The sequence below is a fragment of the Ensifer sp. YR511 genome (genome assembly GCF_900103045.1).
Taxonomy (GTDB): domain Bacteria; phylum Pseudomonadota; class Alphaproteobacteria; order Rhizobiales; family Rhizobiaceae; genus Ensifer; species Ensifer adhaerens.
In genome coordinates, this window is sequence record NZ_FNGR01000038.1 from 45191 (window position 1) to 61823 (window position 16633).

The window sequence follows — 16633 nt, forward strand, 5'->3', positions numbered from 1 at the left end:
CAAAAAGCAGTCGTCAATGCCAGCAGGCGGGATGCTGGCAAACAGTTCAGCAACCTCAATCGTGCAATCGCATAACGTTGGATCCCTCTGTTCCATCTCGACCATGATTTGAACCCTCCAATGTGCTCGATCCGCGAAACCCGGCTGCTCCTTGCTAGATGTTTGGCGTCAGGCCTTGTTGCGCTAACGCAAGCTTTCGACGCGGTCGTCAAATTCCTCGCCATCGTCGACATCCGGTATCGCATCGGATCAAGCACGTCGGCTACTGACTACTCGACTTAAGTATTCTGCCGCAAAGCCGATACCGATGCCGGCTGAGACCGGCTCCCTTGCTGACCGCGCGGCAATCCGCGCGGAGCTTGCTTGGCCTCTTGGGATGGCGATCCATCGTCTAAGAGCGCATAGACTTGAAGCCTGCTCTGATCTCCTCGACGAAGATTTCGGGTTCCTCCCAGGCGGCGAAGTGCCCACCCTTTAAGGCGCGGTTGTAGTAGACGAGCTTTGGATAAGCCTTTGACAGCCATGGCTTCGGTGGCCGATAGACCTCGCCCGGAAAGACGGTGACGGCCACAGGAACCCTGGCTGGCGTGAGCTTCGCGCCTGCCTTGACGTTCTCCCAATAGATACGTCCGCTCGAGGGGCCCGTGTTGGTCAGCCAATACAAGGTGATATTGTCGAGGATGGCGTCCTTGCCGAGCGCCTGTTCCGCATCGCCACGCGTGAACACCCAGTCGGCGATCTTGTCCAAGAGCCAGGCTGCAAGCCCCACCGGTGAATCGGCAAGGCCGTAGCCGATCGTTTCCGGGCGCGTACTGAGGATCGAGGCGTAGCCAAAACCGTTGTTCAGGAAGTCGCGAGCCTCGTCGAAAACCTTCTTTTCATCGGCAGACATGGTCTCGGGAGCCGGCCCGCCGTTCTTCAACGCCTTGGCAGCGTCCGCTGGAAGCGTCGTCGAACGCTCCACCCTGTTGACGTGGATGCCAAGCAGTCCGGCTGGCGCCTGACGCGCCAGGGCATCGCTGATGATCGCGCCCCAATCACCGCCTTGCGAGACATAGCTGTTATAGCCGAGCCGCTTCATGAGGGCGTCCCAGGCACGTGCGATCCGTTGCGCCTCCCAACCGGTCGTGTCTGGTTTTTGCGAAAAGCCGAAGCCTGGGATTGAAGGGATGACGAGATGGAGGGCGTCTTCGGCCTTACCGCCGTGTGCAGTCGGATCCGTCAACGGATCAATGACGTCAAGCAGTTCAAAGATCGAACCCGGCCACCCGTGGGTCATAATCAGCGGAAGAGCGTTCTCATGGCGGGAGCGTACGTGGATGAAATGGATGTCGAGCCCGTCGATCTTCGTCAGGAATTGGGGAAACGCGTTCAGCTTGCGCTCTGCCCGGCGCCAATCATAGGAGGACTGCCAATACTGCGCGAGTTCACGAAGCTTGCGCTGCTGGACGCCCTGGGACCGATCCGAGACGGTCGCGCTGTCCGGCCAACGGGTTGCGACCAGGCGCCTTCTGAGGTCAATGAGGGCATTTTCAGGAATGTCGACGTTGAATGGTTGGATGGCATCGCCCGTCGCCGTCGTGTTCACGGCTGCGATGCCGGTTCTGGGCAGCACCGCGGCGGCTACACCGATCGCAGCGCCCCGAAACAGAAACGAGCGTCGCGTGAGCGGCCCGTCACCAGCCTTGTTTTCCAGGTTCATTTCAAAAAACTCCTGTCCGCTAATCCAGAAGGCGCATTGGAGAGATCCGCGCAGAGCTCTTGTTCAAAAGATGCGCGGAAACAGGTCGAGCGGGGGGCTCGCTCCGCGCGACGGCCCCCGCACTCCATTGATCATCAAACCTCGTCGGGGCCTTTGCGGTAAACGAGAAACTTGTTGCCTTCGGGATCTCGGAAATAGGCACAATAGGGGTCACCGCCGTCCGGGCCTCTCGGGCCGGGAGCACCCTCGTCGGAACCTCCTGCTTCCAGTGCCGTGGCATGAGCCTGATCGACCTGGGCTCGAGAGCGCGCTTCAAAGGCGACCATGGTGCCATTGCCGGCAACCGCTGTCTCTCCGTTGAAGGGCTTCGTCACACCGAATTCGAGGGTACGGTGGCCGTAATAGACAGCGCGTCCGGGCTGGACGAGCACGCGGCCGATGCCGAAGACGGCAAGGAGCTTGTCATAATAAGCCGCTGCGGCATCGAGGTCGTTCGTGCCGACGGTAGAGTGGCCGGCGAGCGCTCTTGTCTTTTCCGCGATCTCCTTGTGCGGGGAGGCCGTGATGTCGTTCATTTTCCTCAGTCCTTTCGTCGCGAGTGACGGTCTCGTCTCGCTGCATCGTTCGGGATCGTCGCTAAACCCGGCGATCCATGAATGACGGGAATCTACGGATCGCACCTGCTGCCCGGTACTGAGCAAATCTGAGAGCCATCCTCTCGCTTGAATGCACTGGCGTCCACTCGAGAGCGAATTTGCCCGAGTTCAAGAGGGTGCCTCTCAAAAACTGCATCTGCCGACGGACTACTCGATGCCCGATGCTCTGGTCACACTCACCATTCAGAGACCGGAAGGACTTAAAGACATGGCATCGCTCAAGACCGTCGTCGCAACAGCTTCTGCGATCATGGCATCGACCGCACCAGGACACGCGGGCCCAATCGGCTCCGCAACGGCCCTGAAAATCGACTTCATCACGATCGACGAGAACATAACGCTGCGACGAATGGTTTCCCGTCAGGGCAATCCGAACGGCACGGTTCTCTTCCTGCACGGCTTTCCCGAGACACTGGGCGTCTGGGCGAAGATCACGCAAACTGTGGGCGCACAGTACGAAGTTCATGCGTTCGATTGGCCTGGCTATGGCCAGTCGTCGCGCCCTTCCCCGGAGCGGTTCTCCTATTCACCAAGAGACTACGCCAAGGTTCTCAAAGCCTATATCGACAGATCGGGCATCGACCGATCGAATTTGGTGATCTACGCCTCGGACATCGGCAGCCTTCCCGCTCTGCTTCTTGCGCTGGAAGAACCGACGGTCGCGAAGAAGATCATCGTCGGCGACTTTGCGCCGTTCAACAGGCCGCATTGGATGTACGAGAGCCTTCAAAATCTGAAGGCCGAACCGACGGCAACACCGACACGCGCCTATATGAACAAGACAAGCGACGAGATCTTGGAGAACGTACATCGGCGTGGCCTTGCACCGGAAAACCAGTTCGACTTGCCGTCCGAGGTGCAATCGGACATGAAGGAATCCTGGATGCGCGACGGTGTGACGACAGCCGACGCCTTCGCATTCTATTACGCCCACTTCACGCGGGATGAAGATTATCTTGAGGCCAATCTGTCTAGGCTCAAGACCCCGATCAAGGTGATCTGGGGCGAAAAGGACATCTACATCAAACCGGAGATGGGCAAGGAGTTCGCCGATCGAACCGGTTCGAAATTCGCCGTTCTAAAGGGTGTTGGCCACTTCCCCCACCTTCAGGATCCGTCACGAACAGTCGACGAAGTTCGCCGCGCCTTCGCCGACTAGGCCTTCAAGGCCTCACTCCGCCCGAAGACAGTGCGAAGGCGAGGCAGGGCCCAGTCAATGAAGGAGCGCACCTTCAACGTGAGCATGCCCTGACCGGAATAGACGATGTGGATCGGTCTCGACGCGCCGTCGAAACCCTCCAGAACCGGCACGAGGGCGCCTGACGACAACTCGTCCGGGATCTGGTAATCGAACAAGCGGGCGATGCCGGCTCCGCCGACCGCCGCGGCCACGCAATTGGCCGCGGTATTCACCTCAAGACGATTGCGGGGAACGGCCTCCATCGGGCGGCCGTCGACATCGAACGTCCAGAAGAACGTCCGCTTGTTAAAGAGTATTCCGTCATGGCCTTCAAGATCGCCCGGATGCGTCGGCAGACCCCGGCGCTCAAGATATGCCGGGCTGGCGCAGGTCAGCAGGCGAAACTCTCCGGCCTTGACCGCATAGAGCGAACTGTCCGCGAGGTCGCCGAGACGAATGGCGATATCGACCTGCTCTTCGACAAGATGGACCGTTCTGTCGAGCGAAATGAGGTTCAGAGATACCTCCGGGTGCCTCTCCAAATAACCAAGGGCGATCGGCATGATGTAGCGGGCGCCGAACTCGACCGGTACGGTAATCGTCAGCGTACCGCGCGGTGTCTGGTATTCGCCCGAGGCTCGCCGCTCCGCCTCCTCCAGATCGCCCATGATCTTTCGGGCCGCCTCGACATATTCCCGGCCCGCATCGGTGAGTTGAAGGTTGCGGCTGGTGCGCACGATGAGGCTCGCCCCCAGGTACCGTTCGAGTTCGGCAACCTTGCGACTGACGCTTGGCAGCGGAGCATTCAATTTCCTGCTTCCTGCGGAGATGCTGCCGGCATCAACGACTGCGAGCAGCATTTTCATTGCTTCGAAGCGATCCATGATACCCCCGCCAACTCTCTTGACGCTGATTGCGCGCTACGGCGTCTCTTGGCCTCCGCCGCGAGACAAAGCGCTCAGAACGCGCGGACAACAAGAGAGAGTATCTTTTTACGGCGCTCTGTCACTTGGCTCCTGCCGAGGCGCCGCGGCGCCGGCGTTGTGGCGTGCGCGCCGCAAGCCAATCCTTTACCTGGCCCGCATGCTCCTTGGGCGCTTTAGAGGCAGCACGTCCGGCAATCGCTGCTAGTGTGTGGCTTGCCATGACCTCTCGTGCCCGCTTCTCCGCTTCGATCATCACAGCATGAATGGAACAGACGCCGTCCTTTGCCCAGGCTGGGGTGCTGTCTGCGAAAAGCGCACATTGTCCTCGGATTTCCTTGCATTCAAACAGCGCTTTGCGCCCGTCGACTGCCTCAATGACGTCGAGTGCAGTGATGTCGGACGCGGGGCGTGCAAGGGCAAAGCCGCCACCAATTCCCTCGCGTGCAATGACTATGCCCGCCTTCTGGAGTTTCGTGAAAAGCTTCGCAACGTATTCGGCGGGTATTTTCTGGAGTTCGGCAAGATCGCGCGCACTCGCCGGCTGGCCCAACTCCTCCGCGTCAATAAGCAGGAGGAGACTGTGTAGAGCGTATTCGACGCCTGCGCTTACGTGAGCCATGGAACACCAAAACAGCGACAAATATAGTCGGAGATAACATCGAACACGCGTTTCAGCAAGGATTGATGCGTGTTCGCCCTGTTGACACTGCGTCAACGAAAGAGGCTGCAATTATCGTTGCCCATTTACTCCGACTAAGTTAGTCGTAGTTATTCGATGACATTTGGGATTGTCGCGGAAACCGTCTTGATCGGAGACACCATCAAAATGGCAATCGTCTTGGGACTGGGCCTTTCCAGTCGACGGCGAAGCCTTGTCTGAGGAAATGAAATGCGTGAACGAATTCTGATTATCGGCGCTGGCTTTGCCGGAATGTGGTCGGCACTCGGCGCCATGCGGCTACTGGACCAGCAAGGAAAGGCGGACGGATCCGTCGAAGTTGCCGTGATTGCACCGCAGCCCGAGCTCCACGTTCGCCCTCGCCTTTACGAAAAGAACGCGGCCCAAATGAAGGCGCCCCTGTCAGAGATATTCGCCAATGCAGGCGTACGCTTTATCAAGGGCTATGCAACCGGCATTTCGACGACAGACAACGCCGTCACCTATCAGGATGGAGATGGTCGGCATAGCACGATCAACTACAGCAAACTGGTCCTTGCAACGGGCAGCGTCCTCTTCCGCCCGGACATTCCCGGGCTCGACCACGCCTTTAATGTCGACCAGCTTGCCGATGCAGCCAAGCTCGAGGATCACATTTCCGACCTGGGTCGGCTTCCCGAAACCCATGCCCGCAACACTGTCGTCATCGCTGGCGGCGGGTTTACCGGCATCGAAACGGCAGCCGAAATGCCGCATCGTTTGCGCGCCGCACTTGGAGACACCGCCAAGATCCGCGTCGTCATCGTTGAGCGAGGCCCTGCGATCGGACCAGATCTAGGCCCCGGCCCCCGCCCAGTTATCGAGCAGGCCCTCTTGGAATTGGGTGTCGAAACCTATCTGCGCGCGCCGATCGTCGCCATCGATGAGAGCGGCGTGAGCCTGTCGACCGGAGAACGCATCGAGGCGGCCACGGTTATCTGGACGGCTGGCGCCCGCGCCAACCCGATCACCAGTCAGATCGACGCGAACAAGGACTCGTTCGGACGGCTTCACGTCGACCGGAATCTCAAGGTCATTGGACAAGAAAACGTCTTTGCAACGGGCGACGTTGCCTGTGCCGCGACGGACGATCTCGGAAACCGAACGATGATGAGCTGTCAGCACGCCCAGAACCTCGGGCGCTCGTCCGGTCACAACGTCGCCGCTGATCTCCTGGGCGTCGCTCCGATCCCCTACAGCCAGGAGAAGTATGTTACCTGCCTCGACCTCGGTCCATGGGGCGCCGTTTACACCGAGGGCTGGGACCGCCAGATCAAGCTGTCGGGCGCCGAAGCCAAAAAGTTGAAGACGACGATCAACACCACGTGGATCTATCCCCCGATTGCCGATCGCACGACGGCGCTCGCGGCCGCGGACCCGCTGCGTATCGTTGTCGCCTGATGATCTTTCGCTAAGGCGAGCCCGTCGCTCCGCCCCCAATCGCGTGCGGGCTCGCTTATTCCAGTTCTCATCACGGAGTTACCACCATGAAAGCTCGAAAATTCTTAGCCGCCATATCGCTTGCAATCGCTTCGGCAATGCCCGCGGCTGCGCATGATCCGGGCGACGTCGTTACGCCCCACTTTGCGAAAGAAATACCCAACATACCGGGCAAGACCCTGACGACGTTGATCGTTGATTATCCTCCCGGCGGTACGTCAGCCCCTCACAGCCACGCAAAATCGTCCTTCATCTTTGCCTACGTTCTCTCAGGAGAAATAGAATCCAAGGTGAACGATGGTCCGACGCAGACCTACCGCGCTGGCGAGAGCTGGTACGAGCCTCCGGCGTCCAGGCATCTCGTTAGCCGCAATGCCAGCAAGACCAAGTCGGCAAAGCTGCTCGCGGTCTTTGTCGCCGACAGCGACGAAAAAGAACTGACCACTCCCATCCGATAAGACCAGCCCAAGGAGCAAACGAATGAGCAAACGTCTCGACTACAATCAGATCGCACCTGCCGGCGTCAAAGCGCTCGGCGGCGTCTATGGCTACATCCTGCAAAGCGGCCTTCCCGCCGCGCTGGTCGAACTGGTCTATCTGCGCATCTCGCAGATCAACAATTGCGCCTACTGCCTCGACATGCACACCCGCGAACTGCTGAAGAAGGGGCAGCAGATCGAGAAGGTCGCCTTGGTGCAAGCCTGGAAGGAGGCTGGCAATCTGTTCGATGGTCGTGAAAAAGCTGCCCTTGCCTGGGCCGAAACCGTAACACGCGTCGCTGAGACGGGCGTGCCCGACGAAGCCTTTGAGGCTGCAAGCGCCGTGTTCTCCGAGCGCGAACTCACGGATCTCACGATCGCGATCGGCCTGATGAATGCCTACAATCGCATGGCCATCAGTTTCCGCAATACACCACAGGCAGCCCTAGACAACTAGGCACTCTGGTCTGGGGGCGTGATCAAAGCACGTCCCCAGTTCGTTATCGGCGTGGGCCAGCCGCCAGAGAGGTGAAATTGGCCCGATGCGTCACTTCACCTGCAGTTGTTCCGAATCCCGACCGGAAAGTGCGCGCTGGCCTTGCTTCACGATCGTCTCGAGGAAATCGCCAACAACACGAATGCGTTTGGTGTCGCGGACCCCTTCATGAACGACAAGCCAAATGGCTTCCTCCTGCCTGCAAAGGTCGGGTTTGACGCGGACAAGTCCCTCGTCTGTGTCCGCGAGGATGCATGGCAATACGCCAAGGCCGTTGCCGGCCTTCATCGCGAGCACCTGCGCCTGCATTGTATCGACCGTAAAGTTGGCGGCGCCGCTTTCGACCCACGAGCGCAGGGTCTTGGGCAGGACAAGGAACGACAGGGGATCGCCCCACGAAATCAGCCGATGGCCGGTAATCGGCAAGTGATCTTCCCGGATCGGGTGGCTTTCAAGATAGGCTTTCGACGCGTAGAGACCGAACGCGATCGTGCCGATCCGGCGTACCACATAGTTGCCCTGTTCAGGGCGGCAGAGCCGAAGGCCGATATCCGTCTCTCGCTGTGGAATCTGGGCGAAGGACGTGGCGTTGACCGAAACGCCCAACGAAAGATCGGGATAGGCTTCCTGCAAAGCAGGCAGGTTTGGCATCACAAGATGATGTGCGAGCGTGTCGACGGTGATAATCCTAACCGCCCCCGAGACGCGCCCGTCCTGGCCGCAGAAGCTGCCTTCCAGTTCGCGCATGGCAGTTTCAATCGCCGTTGCTTTCTCGACCATCGCCCGGCCTGCGTCAGTGAGCTCGTAGCCGTCCGGCCGGCGCTCGAACAGGCGCGTCTTCAGAGCGTATTCCAGGGTCTCTATCCGTCGCGCCACCGTCGAAGCGCTCGCTTTCACTTCACGCGCAGCGCCGGTGAGGCCGCCCTGGCGTGTCACTGCAAGGAAGTAGCGGACATCGTTCCAGTTCATGTTTCTATTTTTCGAAAACCCTCTTGCGAACTTATGCGTCGAAGCGCGCGAAGGGAAGGATTATCCCTTTAAGGATCGTGGAAACGGAGCTTGGCAACGAGAAATCGGCAAAGCTCGATCAAAACTCTGAGGCTATGCTCATGATGAACAGGCAGTTTTCGGTCGGCGTATTTGCGGCGCTCTTTGCAGCCTTTGCCTTCTCCCTCAATTTCGTCGTGCCGTTCATAATCGGCGACTTCTCCACGTTCGACTTTGCTCTTATCCGGCATGTGGTCTCGGCGACGGTTGGGGTCTTCATTCTGTTTTCAGAACGTAAGACGGCATTGCGCCACCTGACGTTCCAAAACGCCATGGCTGCCACGGGATTGGCCTTCATCGGCTATGTCGGCTACTTCCTGACGGTAACGGGAGCGGCAATCTACGCCGGCCCGGTCATTGCGCCTGCCTTCCTTGGCCTGGTTCCGATTGTGCTTGCCGTCATTGGAAACCGGGGTCAGGCGTCACTGCCATGGCGCTTCTTGATGACACCGCTTGCACTGGTGGCGATCGGTCTCGTGCTGGTCAACGGCACGGCGTTCACCGCAGATAGTCTCGGTTCCGTTCGCTCGCTTTGGATTGGTATTCCGCTTGCTCTGGCCGCGGTCGGTCTATGGGTATGGTTCGCGATCGCCAATCAGGCAGCGCTCGCAATCCGCCCGGCGATGCCGTCGGGCATATGGTCCGCATTGATCCTGATCGGCGGTGGTCTCCAGATGCTGGTTTTCTACCCGGTCGGTGCGGCGATGGATCTTTTCCAGCTTCCGAAGCTCGGTTTCGGTTGGGAAGCCGCCGGCTCCCTCTATCTATGGGGAACGTCGCTGGCACTGATGGCGACCGTGTGCGGGGTATGGGCTTGGAATGTCGCGTCGAGGACGCTTCCTGTTGCGCTCGCGGCACAGCTGATCGTGTCGGAAACGGCCTTCGGCGTAATTGGCGGACTTGTTGTCCATGCACGTTGGCCGACGATGATGGAAGCAGCCGGCGTCGCTGTACTCATCGCTGGTGTCATTCTTGCCATTCGCGTGTTCTACGGTCAGCAGGCCCAAATGAACGGGGCCATCGCGCAGCCATCCTGACGCTCGCGCGATGGGCTACCCCCTGGTCATGGAGACCTCGGTCGGACGCTTTTCTTTGATGCGCATCCTCGCACTCCAAACCGATCAACCGGCCACTGTATCTAACCAGATCGTTACAGGACCGTCATTGGCCAGCTCCACCCGCATGTCCGCGCCGAAGACGCCATTCGCAACAGCAACGCCAAGGGCCGAAACTTGTGCAGAGAAATGCTCATAGAGGCGTTTACCCTCCTGCGGCGGCGCGGCCGTAGAAAAGCCCGGCCGGTTCCCTTTCGTCTCTGCGGCCAGGGTAAACTGGCTCACGACGAGCGCTGAGCCGCCCACATCGATCAGGGAACGGTTCATGCGATCCTGATCGTCCCGGAAGATGCGCAGGTTGACGATTTTGCGCGCCAGCCATTCGCTTTCCTTCTCGGTATCGCCCTTCATCGCACACACGAGCACCAACAGGCCGCTGGCGATTTCTCCCGTGACCGCGCCGTCTACCGTGACACGCGCAGATGAAACGCGCTGGACAAGTGCTCTCATGGCAAGGAATCTCCCTATGGCTTGCCGGCGTTTATCCACTCCGAGGCGATCGCAATCAAGCTCTATGCGACCCGACAGCAACCGTCTGGACGACGTCGTCAGACCTGGTCGAACGATGGGCAGACCTGGCCGGCGCTCGCTACCGTGCCTGAAGGGGTAGCATTTTCACGCGGTGGAATGGCCGTGGACGACGGCGAGCTACCACGTTTGATCGCGACCGTCGTTGGGCTTGTCGGATCGTACGCAATGTTGAGGCAATCCGGGCGCTGTGATCTCGCCAATCAATGGAAGATTGGCGAAGGCCGGTGCTCTGCATGAAGCCGCGCACTTCAAACAGGGAGCGAAACGGCCTTGAGCATTTGTGACAACGACACGACGCAAAACGGCACTCCGCGCGCAGAAAGAGAAACCAAGCGAGGAAATGGAATGCGCACGAGACTGGTGATGGCGGGTCTCGTGCTGCTGTTGACACCGGCAGATCCGGCCCGGTCGCAGGCGATCGAACCCGTTTGCCCTTCTCCGCACGACAGAACGGTTGCCATCACGTTCGACGATCTCCCTTATACCCGAGCAGGCGATGCGGGAGGGCAGGAACTCGCTGCGGTCGCGAGGGCCACGAACGAAGCCATTCTGGCCGGTCTCGCCGTTCGTAACGTTCCCGCTATCGGTTTTGTCGTCGAACGGCGTGTGCAGGCGCTGGGTGAGATCGGTCAGGCACTGTTGGAACCGTGGAACACTGGCCAATTCGAGCTTGGCAATCACAGTGCGAACCACCCCGATAGCAATACCTTGGACGTCGATGCGTTTCGTCGCGAAGTGATTGACGGAGAGGCGACCATTCGGCCGATGGTGGAAAAGGCCGGCCGAACCCTTCGGTTCTTCCGGTTTCCCTACAATCACCTGGGAGACACGGATCAACGTCGCGAGGCGTTCGAACGGGTACTTGGCGAACGCGGTTATCATCTCGCGGGATCCACCATCGATACGTCGGATTATGTGTTTGATGCTGCATATGAACGGGCATTGGCGCGATCCGATACGGCGATGGTCCGAAGGATCGAAGACGCTTACATAGACTATAGCCGCGTCGAGATTGCGTATTATGCGGATCTGAACCGCAAGGTCCTCGGGTGCGAACCGCCCGGCATTCTCCTGCTTCATGCCAATCGCATCAATGCAGCCACCATCGATCGAATACTCGGGCTTTTCAGAAGTACGGGCTACCGCTTCGTCTCCCTGGAGGAGGCGCAAGCCCACCCGGCGTACAGGCAGCCGCCTCGATTTGCCACCAAGTTCGGACCAATGTGGGGGTATCGCTGGGCAAGGGAGCGGGACCTCAAGGTGAATGGAAGCAAGGAGGAAGAGCCTCCGGCATGGGTGACCCGATACTCCGATCCCGACGCGCCGCTCTGATCCGCATCCGTGGCCAAGATCGAGCTCCAGCAATCGCTTGGCCGCGACGGCTTAACCCTGTGCTTCGCCGCAATGTTCTCGCAACGCCTGGCCGCAAGACTCCTGAACAGTCGATTCGATATTTGAAGGAGTATGTCCCATGCGTGCGTCGGTCTTCGGTAAGGTTCTCGCGCTGACCGCAGCTTTGGGCGCGACCGTGCCTGCAGCTCCAACCGTCCTTGCTGACGATCACGATGGAGGTTGGCACCATTGTCGGGACCTTCACGGAAGAGACCGGTGGCGTTGTGAGGAGGCGCGGCGCGATCGGTGGCGCGAGCGCCAGGAAAAACAGGACAAGAAGGATATGAAGGCTGGTTTGGCCGCCGGCGCGATCGGTTTGGCCCTCGGTGCCATCATTATCGGTGCGGCACAGGAGGCCGAGCGGAAGCGCGAGGCGGAAGCTTATCGGCGCAACGATCGCGATGCGCGGTGCCTTGCGCGCTACCGCTCCTATGACCCGCGCAGCGGAACATTCATTGGGCGTGACGGCCGGCGCTACGAATGCAGGTGAAGGCTGCGCCTCCGGCCGACAAGTCGCCCACACAGGCGTGGCGACCTTTCGCGCAGAAACCTTTACGGACGCCTGCTTCGGCCATAGATGTGCTGCAATGGTGGGTGCGTCCTGCGTGCCGATCGTAAGGCTGGAGGGAGTTTTGACGGATTTTACCTGGTTGAATGAGCCTCGAAACTGGAACGTCGAAAATGGCGTGCTAACCCTCAAAACGGAGGCGAATACCGACTTCTGGCAGACAACCTTCTATGGCTTCAGGCGCCATTCCGGTCATGCCAGACTGCAGGCGGTGAGCGGAGATTTTACCGCATCGGTGGTCGTGCGCGGTGATTATCGCGAGCTCTACGATCAAGCCGGGCTGATGCTTATTATCGACGAAACTCACTGGCTCAAGACCGGCATAGAGTTCACCGACGGATTGATGCATTTCTCAGTTGTCGTCACGAACGGAACGTCGGACTGGTCCGTAATCCCGCTTGCGCAAGCGCAGCCGAACGCGGAAGTGCATATCCGGCTGACGCGGCACGAGGCAGCGCTCAGGGTCCAGTTTCACCTTGGCGATGGTCCGTGGCAGATGGCGCGGTTATGTCCATTCTCCGGTGAAGACGCACGGATCGGTGTCATGGCCTGCTCTCCTGAGCGCGAAGGTTTTACCGCGCAGTTCGAACGATTTTGCCTGGGCGCTCCGATATCGCGCGACTTGCATGCCTCATAGGAACCCTTGCTGCTAGCAGCGGCGATCCGCTCGCCTTGATCGGGCTTTGAAGGGACGTCCGACCCGTCGTCGGTATTCCTTCGCGCGCGCCTTGCCGCAGTGGAACTTCAAGAGCGCATCGGGCGTTCCGCAACCTCCTGCGGCTCACAGATCGCGTCTAAGCAGAGCCGCCGTCACAACATCGTCACGAAACGCACGAACAACTCGCTTCGTGTAAATGGCGGAGGCACAGATGGATTACTTCAGACGCTTCACCTTTTTGTTCGCGACACCCGCCTTCGACAACGAGGATCTCGAGGGGGCCAGGTACAAGCAGATTGTCGAGGAGATCGAGCGGTCGGGTTTCGAGGTGGTCCGCGCACGGAGCCTTGAGGATGCAGAAATCGCCGTCCAGACTGACGCGGCCATCGGCTGCATGATGGTCGACTGGGGCAAGAAAGGCATGGAAGGCAAGACCGCCTCCCTCATCAATCTGATGCGGCGACGCGGTCTCGAATTCCCGATCATCCTTCTCATCCGGCGCAAGCGCTTTGAGGACGTACCGGTCGAAGTGCTCGACTTCATCGACGGCTATGTCTTTCTATCCGAAGAGACGCCTGCCTTCATCGCGAAAAACCTCATCAGCCGCCTCAAGCAATATGCCGAGACGATGAAGACGCCTTTCTTTGGCGCGCTGGTGGATTACGCCGAGGAAGGCAACCAGCTTTGGACCTGCCCCGGACACAACGGCGGCGTGTTCTACAGCCGCAGCCCCGTCGGCCGCGTGTTCATGGAGCATCTGGGCGAAGCGGTCTTTCGCGATGATCTTGACAATTCCGTGCTCGATCTCGGCGATCTCCTGACCCATGAAGGGCCGGCGCTCGCCGCCCAGAAGGAAGCCGCCAAGATTTTTGGCGCGGAGAAGACCTACTTCGTCCTTAACGGCACCTCGACTTCCAACAAGGTTGCGCTTTCCGCTCTGGTCACCGATGGCGACCTGGTGCTGTTTGACCGTAACAATCACAAGGCGGCCCATCACGGCGCGCTGATGATCTCCGGCGGCATCCCGGTCTATGTGCCGACCGCCAGAAATGCCCATGGGCTCATTGGCCCCATGGATTTAGGCGCGCTGAATGAGGAGGCGCTGCGCGAACGCATCCGCGCCCACCCGCTGGTCAAAGACCCGGATGCCTGGCAGAAACCGCGCCCGTTTCGGGTGGCGGTGGTGGAACAGTGCACTTATGACGGCACGATCCACAATGCCGAGATGATCCTGAAAGCCATCGGCCATCTGTGCGATTACATCCTGTTCGACGAGGCCTGGGCGGGCTTCATGAAATTTCACCCGCTCTATGCCGGTCGTTTTGCCATGGGCCTTGCCGAACTCGGACCCGAGGCACCGGGTATCATCGCCACGCAATCCACGCACAAGCAGCTTGCGAGCTTTTCGCAGGCATCGCAGATCCACATGAAGGATCGGCACATTACCGGCCAGAAGCGCCGGGTCGAGCACCGACGCTTCAATGAGAGTTTCATGCAGCACGCTTCGACGTCGCCTTTTTATCCGCTCTTCGCATCCCTCGATGTCGGCGCGCAGATGATGAAGGGTCGTTCCGGCGAAGTGCTGTGGGACGATACGATCCGGCTCGGCATCGAGCTTCGCAAGAAAATCCGGGCGGTGCGTAGGGAGTTCGAGGAAAAGGAGCGTCGGCCCGAGCGCCGCTGGTTCTTCGAGCCCTTCGTGCCGGACCGCGTGGCCATGCCGGATGTGGCAAGCCCCGGAGCGGTACACGACGTGCCATGGGAGAGCGTCGCCACCGATCAGCTCGCCACCAATCCGGCCTTCTGGCACCTCACCCCGGGGGCTGCATGGCACGGCTTTTCCTTTATGGCGCCGGGCTTCGCGATGACCGATCCCAACAAGCTCACGTTGCTCACGCCAGGTTTTGACAGGGCAACCGGCGCATATTCAGAGCACGGCATTCCCGCCCCGATCGTTGCGCAGTACTTGCGCGAGAACCGGATCGTCGCAGAGAAAAACGATCTCAATTCTCTGCTGTTTCTGCTCACGCCCGGCGTCGAGGCAAGCAAGGCGGGCACACTGATCAGCGGCCTCGTCGCATTCAAACGGCTTCATGACGACAACGCGCCTCTGGAAGAGGTCATCCCGGAGTTCTATCGCCGCCGCCCCGGCCGCTACGCGGGGGTTCGATTGCGTGATCTGTGCGGCGAGATGCATCGATTCTTCCGCGACGCCAATGTCAGCGCGCTGCAGGCCAAGCAGTTTTCCGAAGAGCATCTGCCGGATATCGCCCTTTCACCCCACGACGCGGCGCGCTGCCTTGTGCGCAACGACGTCGACTTTCTGCCGATCGACGCCATTGCCGGGCGGATCGCAACGACACCTTTTGTCGTCTATCCGCCGGGGATCGCCACAATCGTGCCGGGCGAGCGACTGACCGAGCGCGCGCAGCCAATGATCGACTATCTCAAGATGTTCGAAACCTGCTTCAACACTTTCCCCGGCTTCGACGTCGAGATCCAGGGCCTTTACCGCCAAACCGACGCGTCGGGCCGCATACGACTTCATACCTACGTCGTCGCTGAATAGAATTTTGGAGTTTCGTGACCCCTCATGCCGCAGGATGAAACAATCATCATTCGCCCGTCGCGGGAGAGCGACGTTGATGCCATGCTGGCCATCTATCGCCGGCACATCCGACGCGGCATAGAAGAGGGTGTCGAAGAGGGCGACGCACCACAGCCGGAAGACCTTCGCGAGCGGCGGAAGAACCTGAAAAGCCGCCGCTTGCCCCATCTCGTCGCGGTCAAGGAGGGCGTGGTGGTCGGATACGCCTATGTCGTGCTGTTTCGCAAGCGCCCCGCCTACCGTTACACGGTCAAGCACTCGATCTATGTTCACCACGAGCATCTCGGTCAAGGCGTCGGACGTCTGCTCATGCGGGGCCTGATCGACGCCTGCGCCGCAGCCGGCTTTCGCCAGATGATCGGCTACATCGACGCCGACAATGTCGCCTCCCTCACTTTGCACGAACGCTTCAACTTCGTACGCGTCGGCCTGCTTCCGGGTGTCGCCTATCGTTACGGGCGCTGGGCCGATAGCGTCATGGTCCAACGCTCTCTGGGTACGGGCTCGACGACGCCGCCACCGCCGCCGCCTCTCTCCACCCGATGAGGGTCGCCCCTGTGCGCGCCGTTCAAACGTCAAAAAGCCCGCTGGATTTCTCCAGGCGGGCTTTTTTTTTGATTTGGTTGCGGGGGCAGGATTTGAACCTGCGGCCTTCAGGTTATGAGCCTGACGAGCTACCGGGCTGCTCCACCCCGCGCCATCGCGGTAAACCGCTTTGCGGTTTATCCGCTTATTCCGGGTTTTGCCGGAGGCAAAATCCCGTTGTTTGTCTGTTCCGAGCTTAGCAAAACAAAAGGGCCGCTTGAGGGCGGCCCGTGTTTCGGCTGGGCCGAGGCATGAAGAGAAGGTGATCTTTGTTTTCCGGATTTTCTTGCGCTTTGCAGACCTGGCAGCGACCTACTCTCCCGCGTCTTAAGACGAAGTACCATCGGCGCTGGGGCGTTTCACGGCCGTGTTCGGAATGGGAACGGGTGCAGCCACCCCGCCAGAACCACCAGGTCGGCAAAGCGCAAGATTTGCGTCTAGCGGACGCAAACCGGATGAGAAGCTGGTGAGTTGGTCGAGCCAACTCGTTTTGTTTTGAACACGTCGCTCATCTGGATGATGAGCATGAGCAATGGGAACGATCAAGCCAATC

At 59.7% G+C, this 16633-nt stretch carries 16 protein-coding genes, 1 tRNA gene and 1 rRNA gene; 10 read left to right on the top strand and 8 right to left on the bottom strand.

Annotation, left to right across the window (positions count from 1 at the left end; translation table 11 throughout):
• Positions 1-391: 391 nt before the first annotated feature.
• Together BLU15_RS33675 and BLU15_RS33680 are read right to left on the bottom strand one after the other, a co-directional pair.
• Entirely contained in the window at positions 392-1702 is a 1311-nt protein-coding gene (locus BLU15_RS33675; RefSeq protein ID WP_090301432.1) for an epoxide hydrolase family protein, read from the bottom strand.
• A gap of 134 nt (positions 1703-1836) precedes the next feature.
• Positions 1837-2277, bottom strand: a complete 441-nt coding sequence (locus BLU15_RS33680; RefSeq protein WP_029742721.1) for a VOC family protein — start codon at positions 2275-2277, stop codon at positions 1837-1839.
• A 289-nt stretch (positions 2278-2566) separates the two neighbouring features.
• Between BLU15_RS33680 and BLU15_RS33685 the strand changes: the two genes are divergently transcribed.
• On the top strand, positions 2567-3517 hold the full coding sequence (locus BLU15_RS33685) for an alpha/beta fold hydrolase (protein ID WP_090301434.1): 951 nt from the start codon (positions 2567-2569) through the stop codon (positions 3515-3517).
• Here BLU15_RS33685 and BLU15_RS33690 read toward each other — a convergent pair.
• The gene (locus tag BLU15_RS33690) at positions 3514-4422 is read right to left on the bottom strand and encodes a LysR substrate-binding domain-containing protein (protein WP_090301436.1); all 909 of its coding nucleotides are present in this window, start codon (positions 4420-4422) and stop codon (positions 3514-3516) included. The two genes, BLU15_RS33685 and BLU15_RS33690, sit on opposite strands and share 4 nt — an antisense overlap.
• Before the next feature lie 121 nt (positions 4423-4543).
• Positions 4544-5083: an RrF2 family transcriptional regulator gene (locus BLU15_RS33695; protein WP_060603510.1), complete on the bottom strand. Its 540-nt coding sequence runs from the start codon at positions 5081-5083 to the stop codon at positions 4544-4546.
• Between the two features lie 270 nt (positions 5084-5353).
• On the opposite strand from BLU15_RS33695, the gene BLU15_RS33700 reads away from it, so the two are divergent.
• The 3 genes from BLU15_RS33700 to BLU15_RS33710 all read left to right on the top strand — a co-directional run bounded on the left by BLU15_RS33700 (position 5354) and on the right by BLU15_RS33710 (position 7537).
• Complete coding sequence (locus BLU15_RS33700) at positions 5354-6562, top strand: NAD(P)/FAD-dependent oxidoreductase (protein WP_090301438.1); 1209 nt, start codon at positions 5354-5356, stop codon at positions 6560-6562.
• Between the two features lie 86 nt (positions 6563-6648).
• Positions 6649-7059 (top strand): cupin domain-containing protein, encoded by a 411-nt coding sequence (locus BLU15_RS33705; RefSeq protein ID WP_060603394.1) that lies wholly within the window; start codon positions 6649-6651, stop codon positions 7057-7059.
• 22 nt (positions 7060-7081) lie between these two features.
• Positions 7082-7537: a carboxymuconolactone decarboxylase family protein gene (locus tag BLU15_RS33710; protein WP_060603391.1), complete on the top strand. Its 456-nt coding sequence runs from the start codon at positions 7082-7084 to the stop codon at positions 7535-7537.
• Between the two features lie 90 nt (positions 7538-7627).
• Here the strand turns inward: BLU15_RS33710 and BLU15_RS33715 are convergent, their stop codons facing one another.
• Positions 7628-8545 (bottom strand): LysR family transcriptional regulator, encoded by a 918-nt coding sequence (locus BLU15_RS33715; protein WP_060603388.1) that lies wholly within the window; start codon positions 8543-8545, stop codon positions 7628-7630.
• 143 nt (positions 8546-8688) lie between these two features.
• Between BLU15_RS33715 and BLU15_RS33720 the strand changes: the two genes are divergently transcribed.
• Positions 8689-9660 (top strand): DMT family transporter, encoded by a 972-nt coding sequence (locus tag BLU15_RS33720; protein ID WP_090301452.1) that lies wholly within the window; start codon positions 8689-8691, stop codon positions 9658-9660.
• Positions 9661-9744: 84 nt separating this feature from the next.
• Here the strand turns inward: BLU15_RS33720 and dtd are convergent, their stop codons facing one another.
• Positions 9745-10188, bottom strand: coding sequence for a D-aminoacyl-tRNA deacylase (gene dtd / locus BLU15_RS33725; protein WP_090301440.1), 444 nt, complete (start codon positions 10186-10188; stop codon positions 9745-9747).
• Positions 10189-10614: 426 nt separating this feature from the next.
• Here dtd and BLU15_RS33730 point away from each other — a divergent pair, with 426 nt between their 5' ends.
• The 5 genes from BLU15_RS33730 (at position 10615) to BLU15_RS33750 (ending at position 16041) form a co-directional block, all read left to right on the top strand.
• Positions 10615-11601, top strand: a complete 987-nt coding sequence (locus tag BLU15_RS33730; RefSeq protein ID WP_090301442.1) for a polysaccharide deacetylase family protein — start codon at positions 10615-10617, stop codon at positions 11599-11601.
• A 343-nt stretch (positions 11602-11944) separates the two neighbouring features.
• A complete protein-coding gene (locus tag BLU15_RS39725) occupies positions 11945-12151 on the top strand; it encodes a BA14K family protein (protein WP_060580821.1) in 207 nt (68 codons plus the stop codon).
• Between the two features lie 142 nt (positions 12152-12293).
• Entirely contained in the window at positions 12294-12866 is a 573-nt protein-coding gene (locus BLU15_RS33740; RefSeq protein ID WP_371590285.1) for a DUF1349 domain-containing protein, read from the top strand.
• A 232-nt stretch (positions 12867-13098) separates the two neighbouring features.
• Complete coding sequence (locus BLU15_RS33745; protein WP_090301446.1) at positions 13099-15456, top strand: Orn/Lys/Arg family decarboxylase; 2358 nt, start codon at positions 13099-13101, stop codon at positions 15454-15456.
• A 24-nt stretch (positions 15457-15480) separates the two neighbouring features.
• Complete coding sequence (locus BLU15_RS33750; RefSeq protein ID WP_090301448.1) at positions 15481-16041, top strand: GNAT family N-acetyltransferase; 561 nt, start codon at positions 15481-15483, stop codon at positions 16039-16041.
• Positions 16042-16115: 74 nt separating this feature from the next.
• Here BLU15_RS33750 and BLU15_RS33755 read toward each other — a convergent pair.
• Positions 16116-16192: transfer RNA gene (locus tag BLU15_RS33755), tRNA-Met, on the bottom strand.
• A 187-nt stretch (positions 16193-16379) separates the two neighbouring features.
• Positions 16380-16494: ribosomal RNA gene (gene rrf / locus BLU15_RS33760) — 5S ribosomal RNA — on the bottom strand.
• Positions 16495-16633: the final 139 nt, after the last annotated feature.

Bases quoted from the DNA above. Each gene is read 5' to 3' on its own strand.
- BLU15_RS33685 (WP_090301434.1), top strand. From the start codon at position 2,567: ATGGCATCGCTCAAGACCGTCGTCGCAACAGCTTCTGCGATCATGGCA.
- BLU15_RS33720 (WP_090301452.1), top strand. From the start codon at position 8,689: ATGAACAGGCAGTTTTCGGTCGGCGTATTTGCGGCGCTCTTTGCAGCC.
- BLU15_RS39725 (WP_060580821.1), top strand. From the start codon at position 11,945: ATGAAGGCTGGTTTGGCCGCCGGCGCGATCGGTTTGGCCCTCGGTGCC.
- BLU15_RS33750 (WP_090301448.1), top strand. From the start codon at position 15,481: ATGCCGCAGGATGAAACAATCATCATTCGCCCGTCGCGGGAGAGCGAC.
- BLU15_RS33680 (WP_029742721.1), bottom strand. From the start codon at position 2,277: ATGAACGACATCACGGCCTCCCCGCACAAGGAGATCGCGGAAAAGACA.
- BLU15_RS33675 (WP_090301432.1), bottom strand. From the start codon at position 1,702: ATGAACCTGGAAAACAAGGCTGGTGACGGGCCGCTCACGCGACGCTCG.
- BLU15_RS33730 (WP_090301442.1), top strand. From the start codon at position 10,615: ATGCGCACGAGACTGGTGATGGCGGGTCTCGTGCTGCTGTTGACACCG.
- BLU15_RS33715 (WP_060603388.1), bottom strand. From the start codon at position 8,545: ATGAACTGGAACGATGTCCGCTACTTCCTTGCAGTGACACGCCAGGGC.
- BLU15_RS33690 (WP_090301436.1), bottom strand. From the start codon at position 4,422: ATGGATCGCTTCGAAGCAATGAAAATGCTGCTCGCAGTCGTTGATGCC.
- BLU15_RS33700 (WP_090301438.1), top strand. From the start codon at position 5,354: ATGCGTGAACGAATTCTGATTATCGGCGCTGGCTTTGCCGGAATGTGG.
- dtd (WP_090301440.1), bottom strand. From the start codon at position 10,188: ATGAGAGCACTTGTCCAGCGCGTTTCATCTGCGCGTGTCACGGTAGAC.
- BLU15_RS33745 (WP_090301446.1), top strand. From the start codon at position 13,099: ATGGATTACTTCAGACGCTTCACCTTTTTGTTCGCGACACCCGCCTTC.
- BLU15_RS33695 (WP_060603510.1), bottom strand. From the start codon at position 5,083: ATGGCTCACGTAAGCGCAGGCGTCGAATACGCTCTACACAGTCTCCTC.
- BLU15_RS33705 (WP_060603394.1), top strand. From the start codon at position 6,649: ATGAAAGCTCGAAAATTCTTAGCCGCCATATCGCTTGCAATCGCTTCG.
- BLU15_RS33710 (WP_060603391.1), top strand. From the start codon at position 7,082: ATGAGCAAACGTCTCGACTACAATCAGATCGCACCTGCCGGCGTCAAA.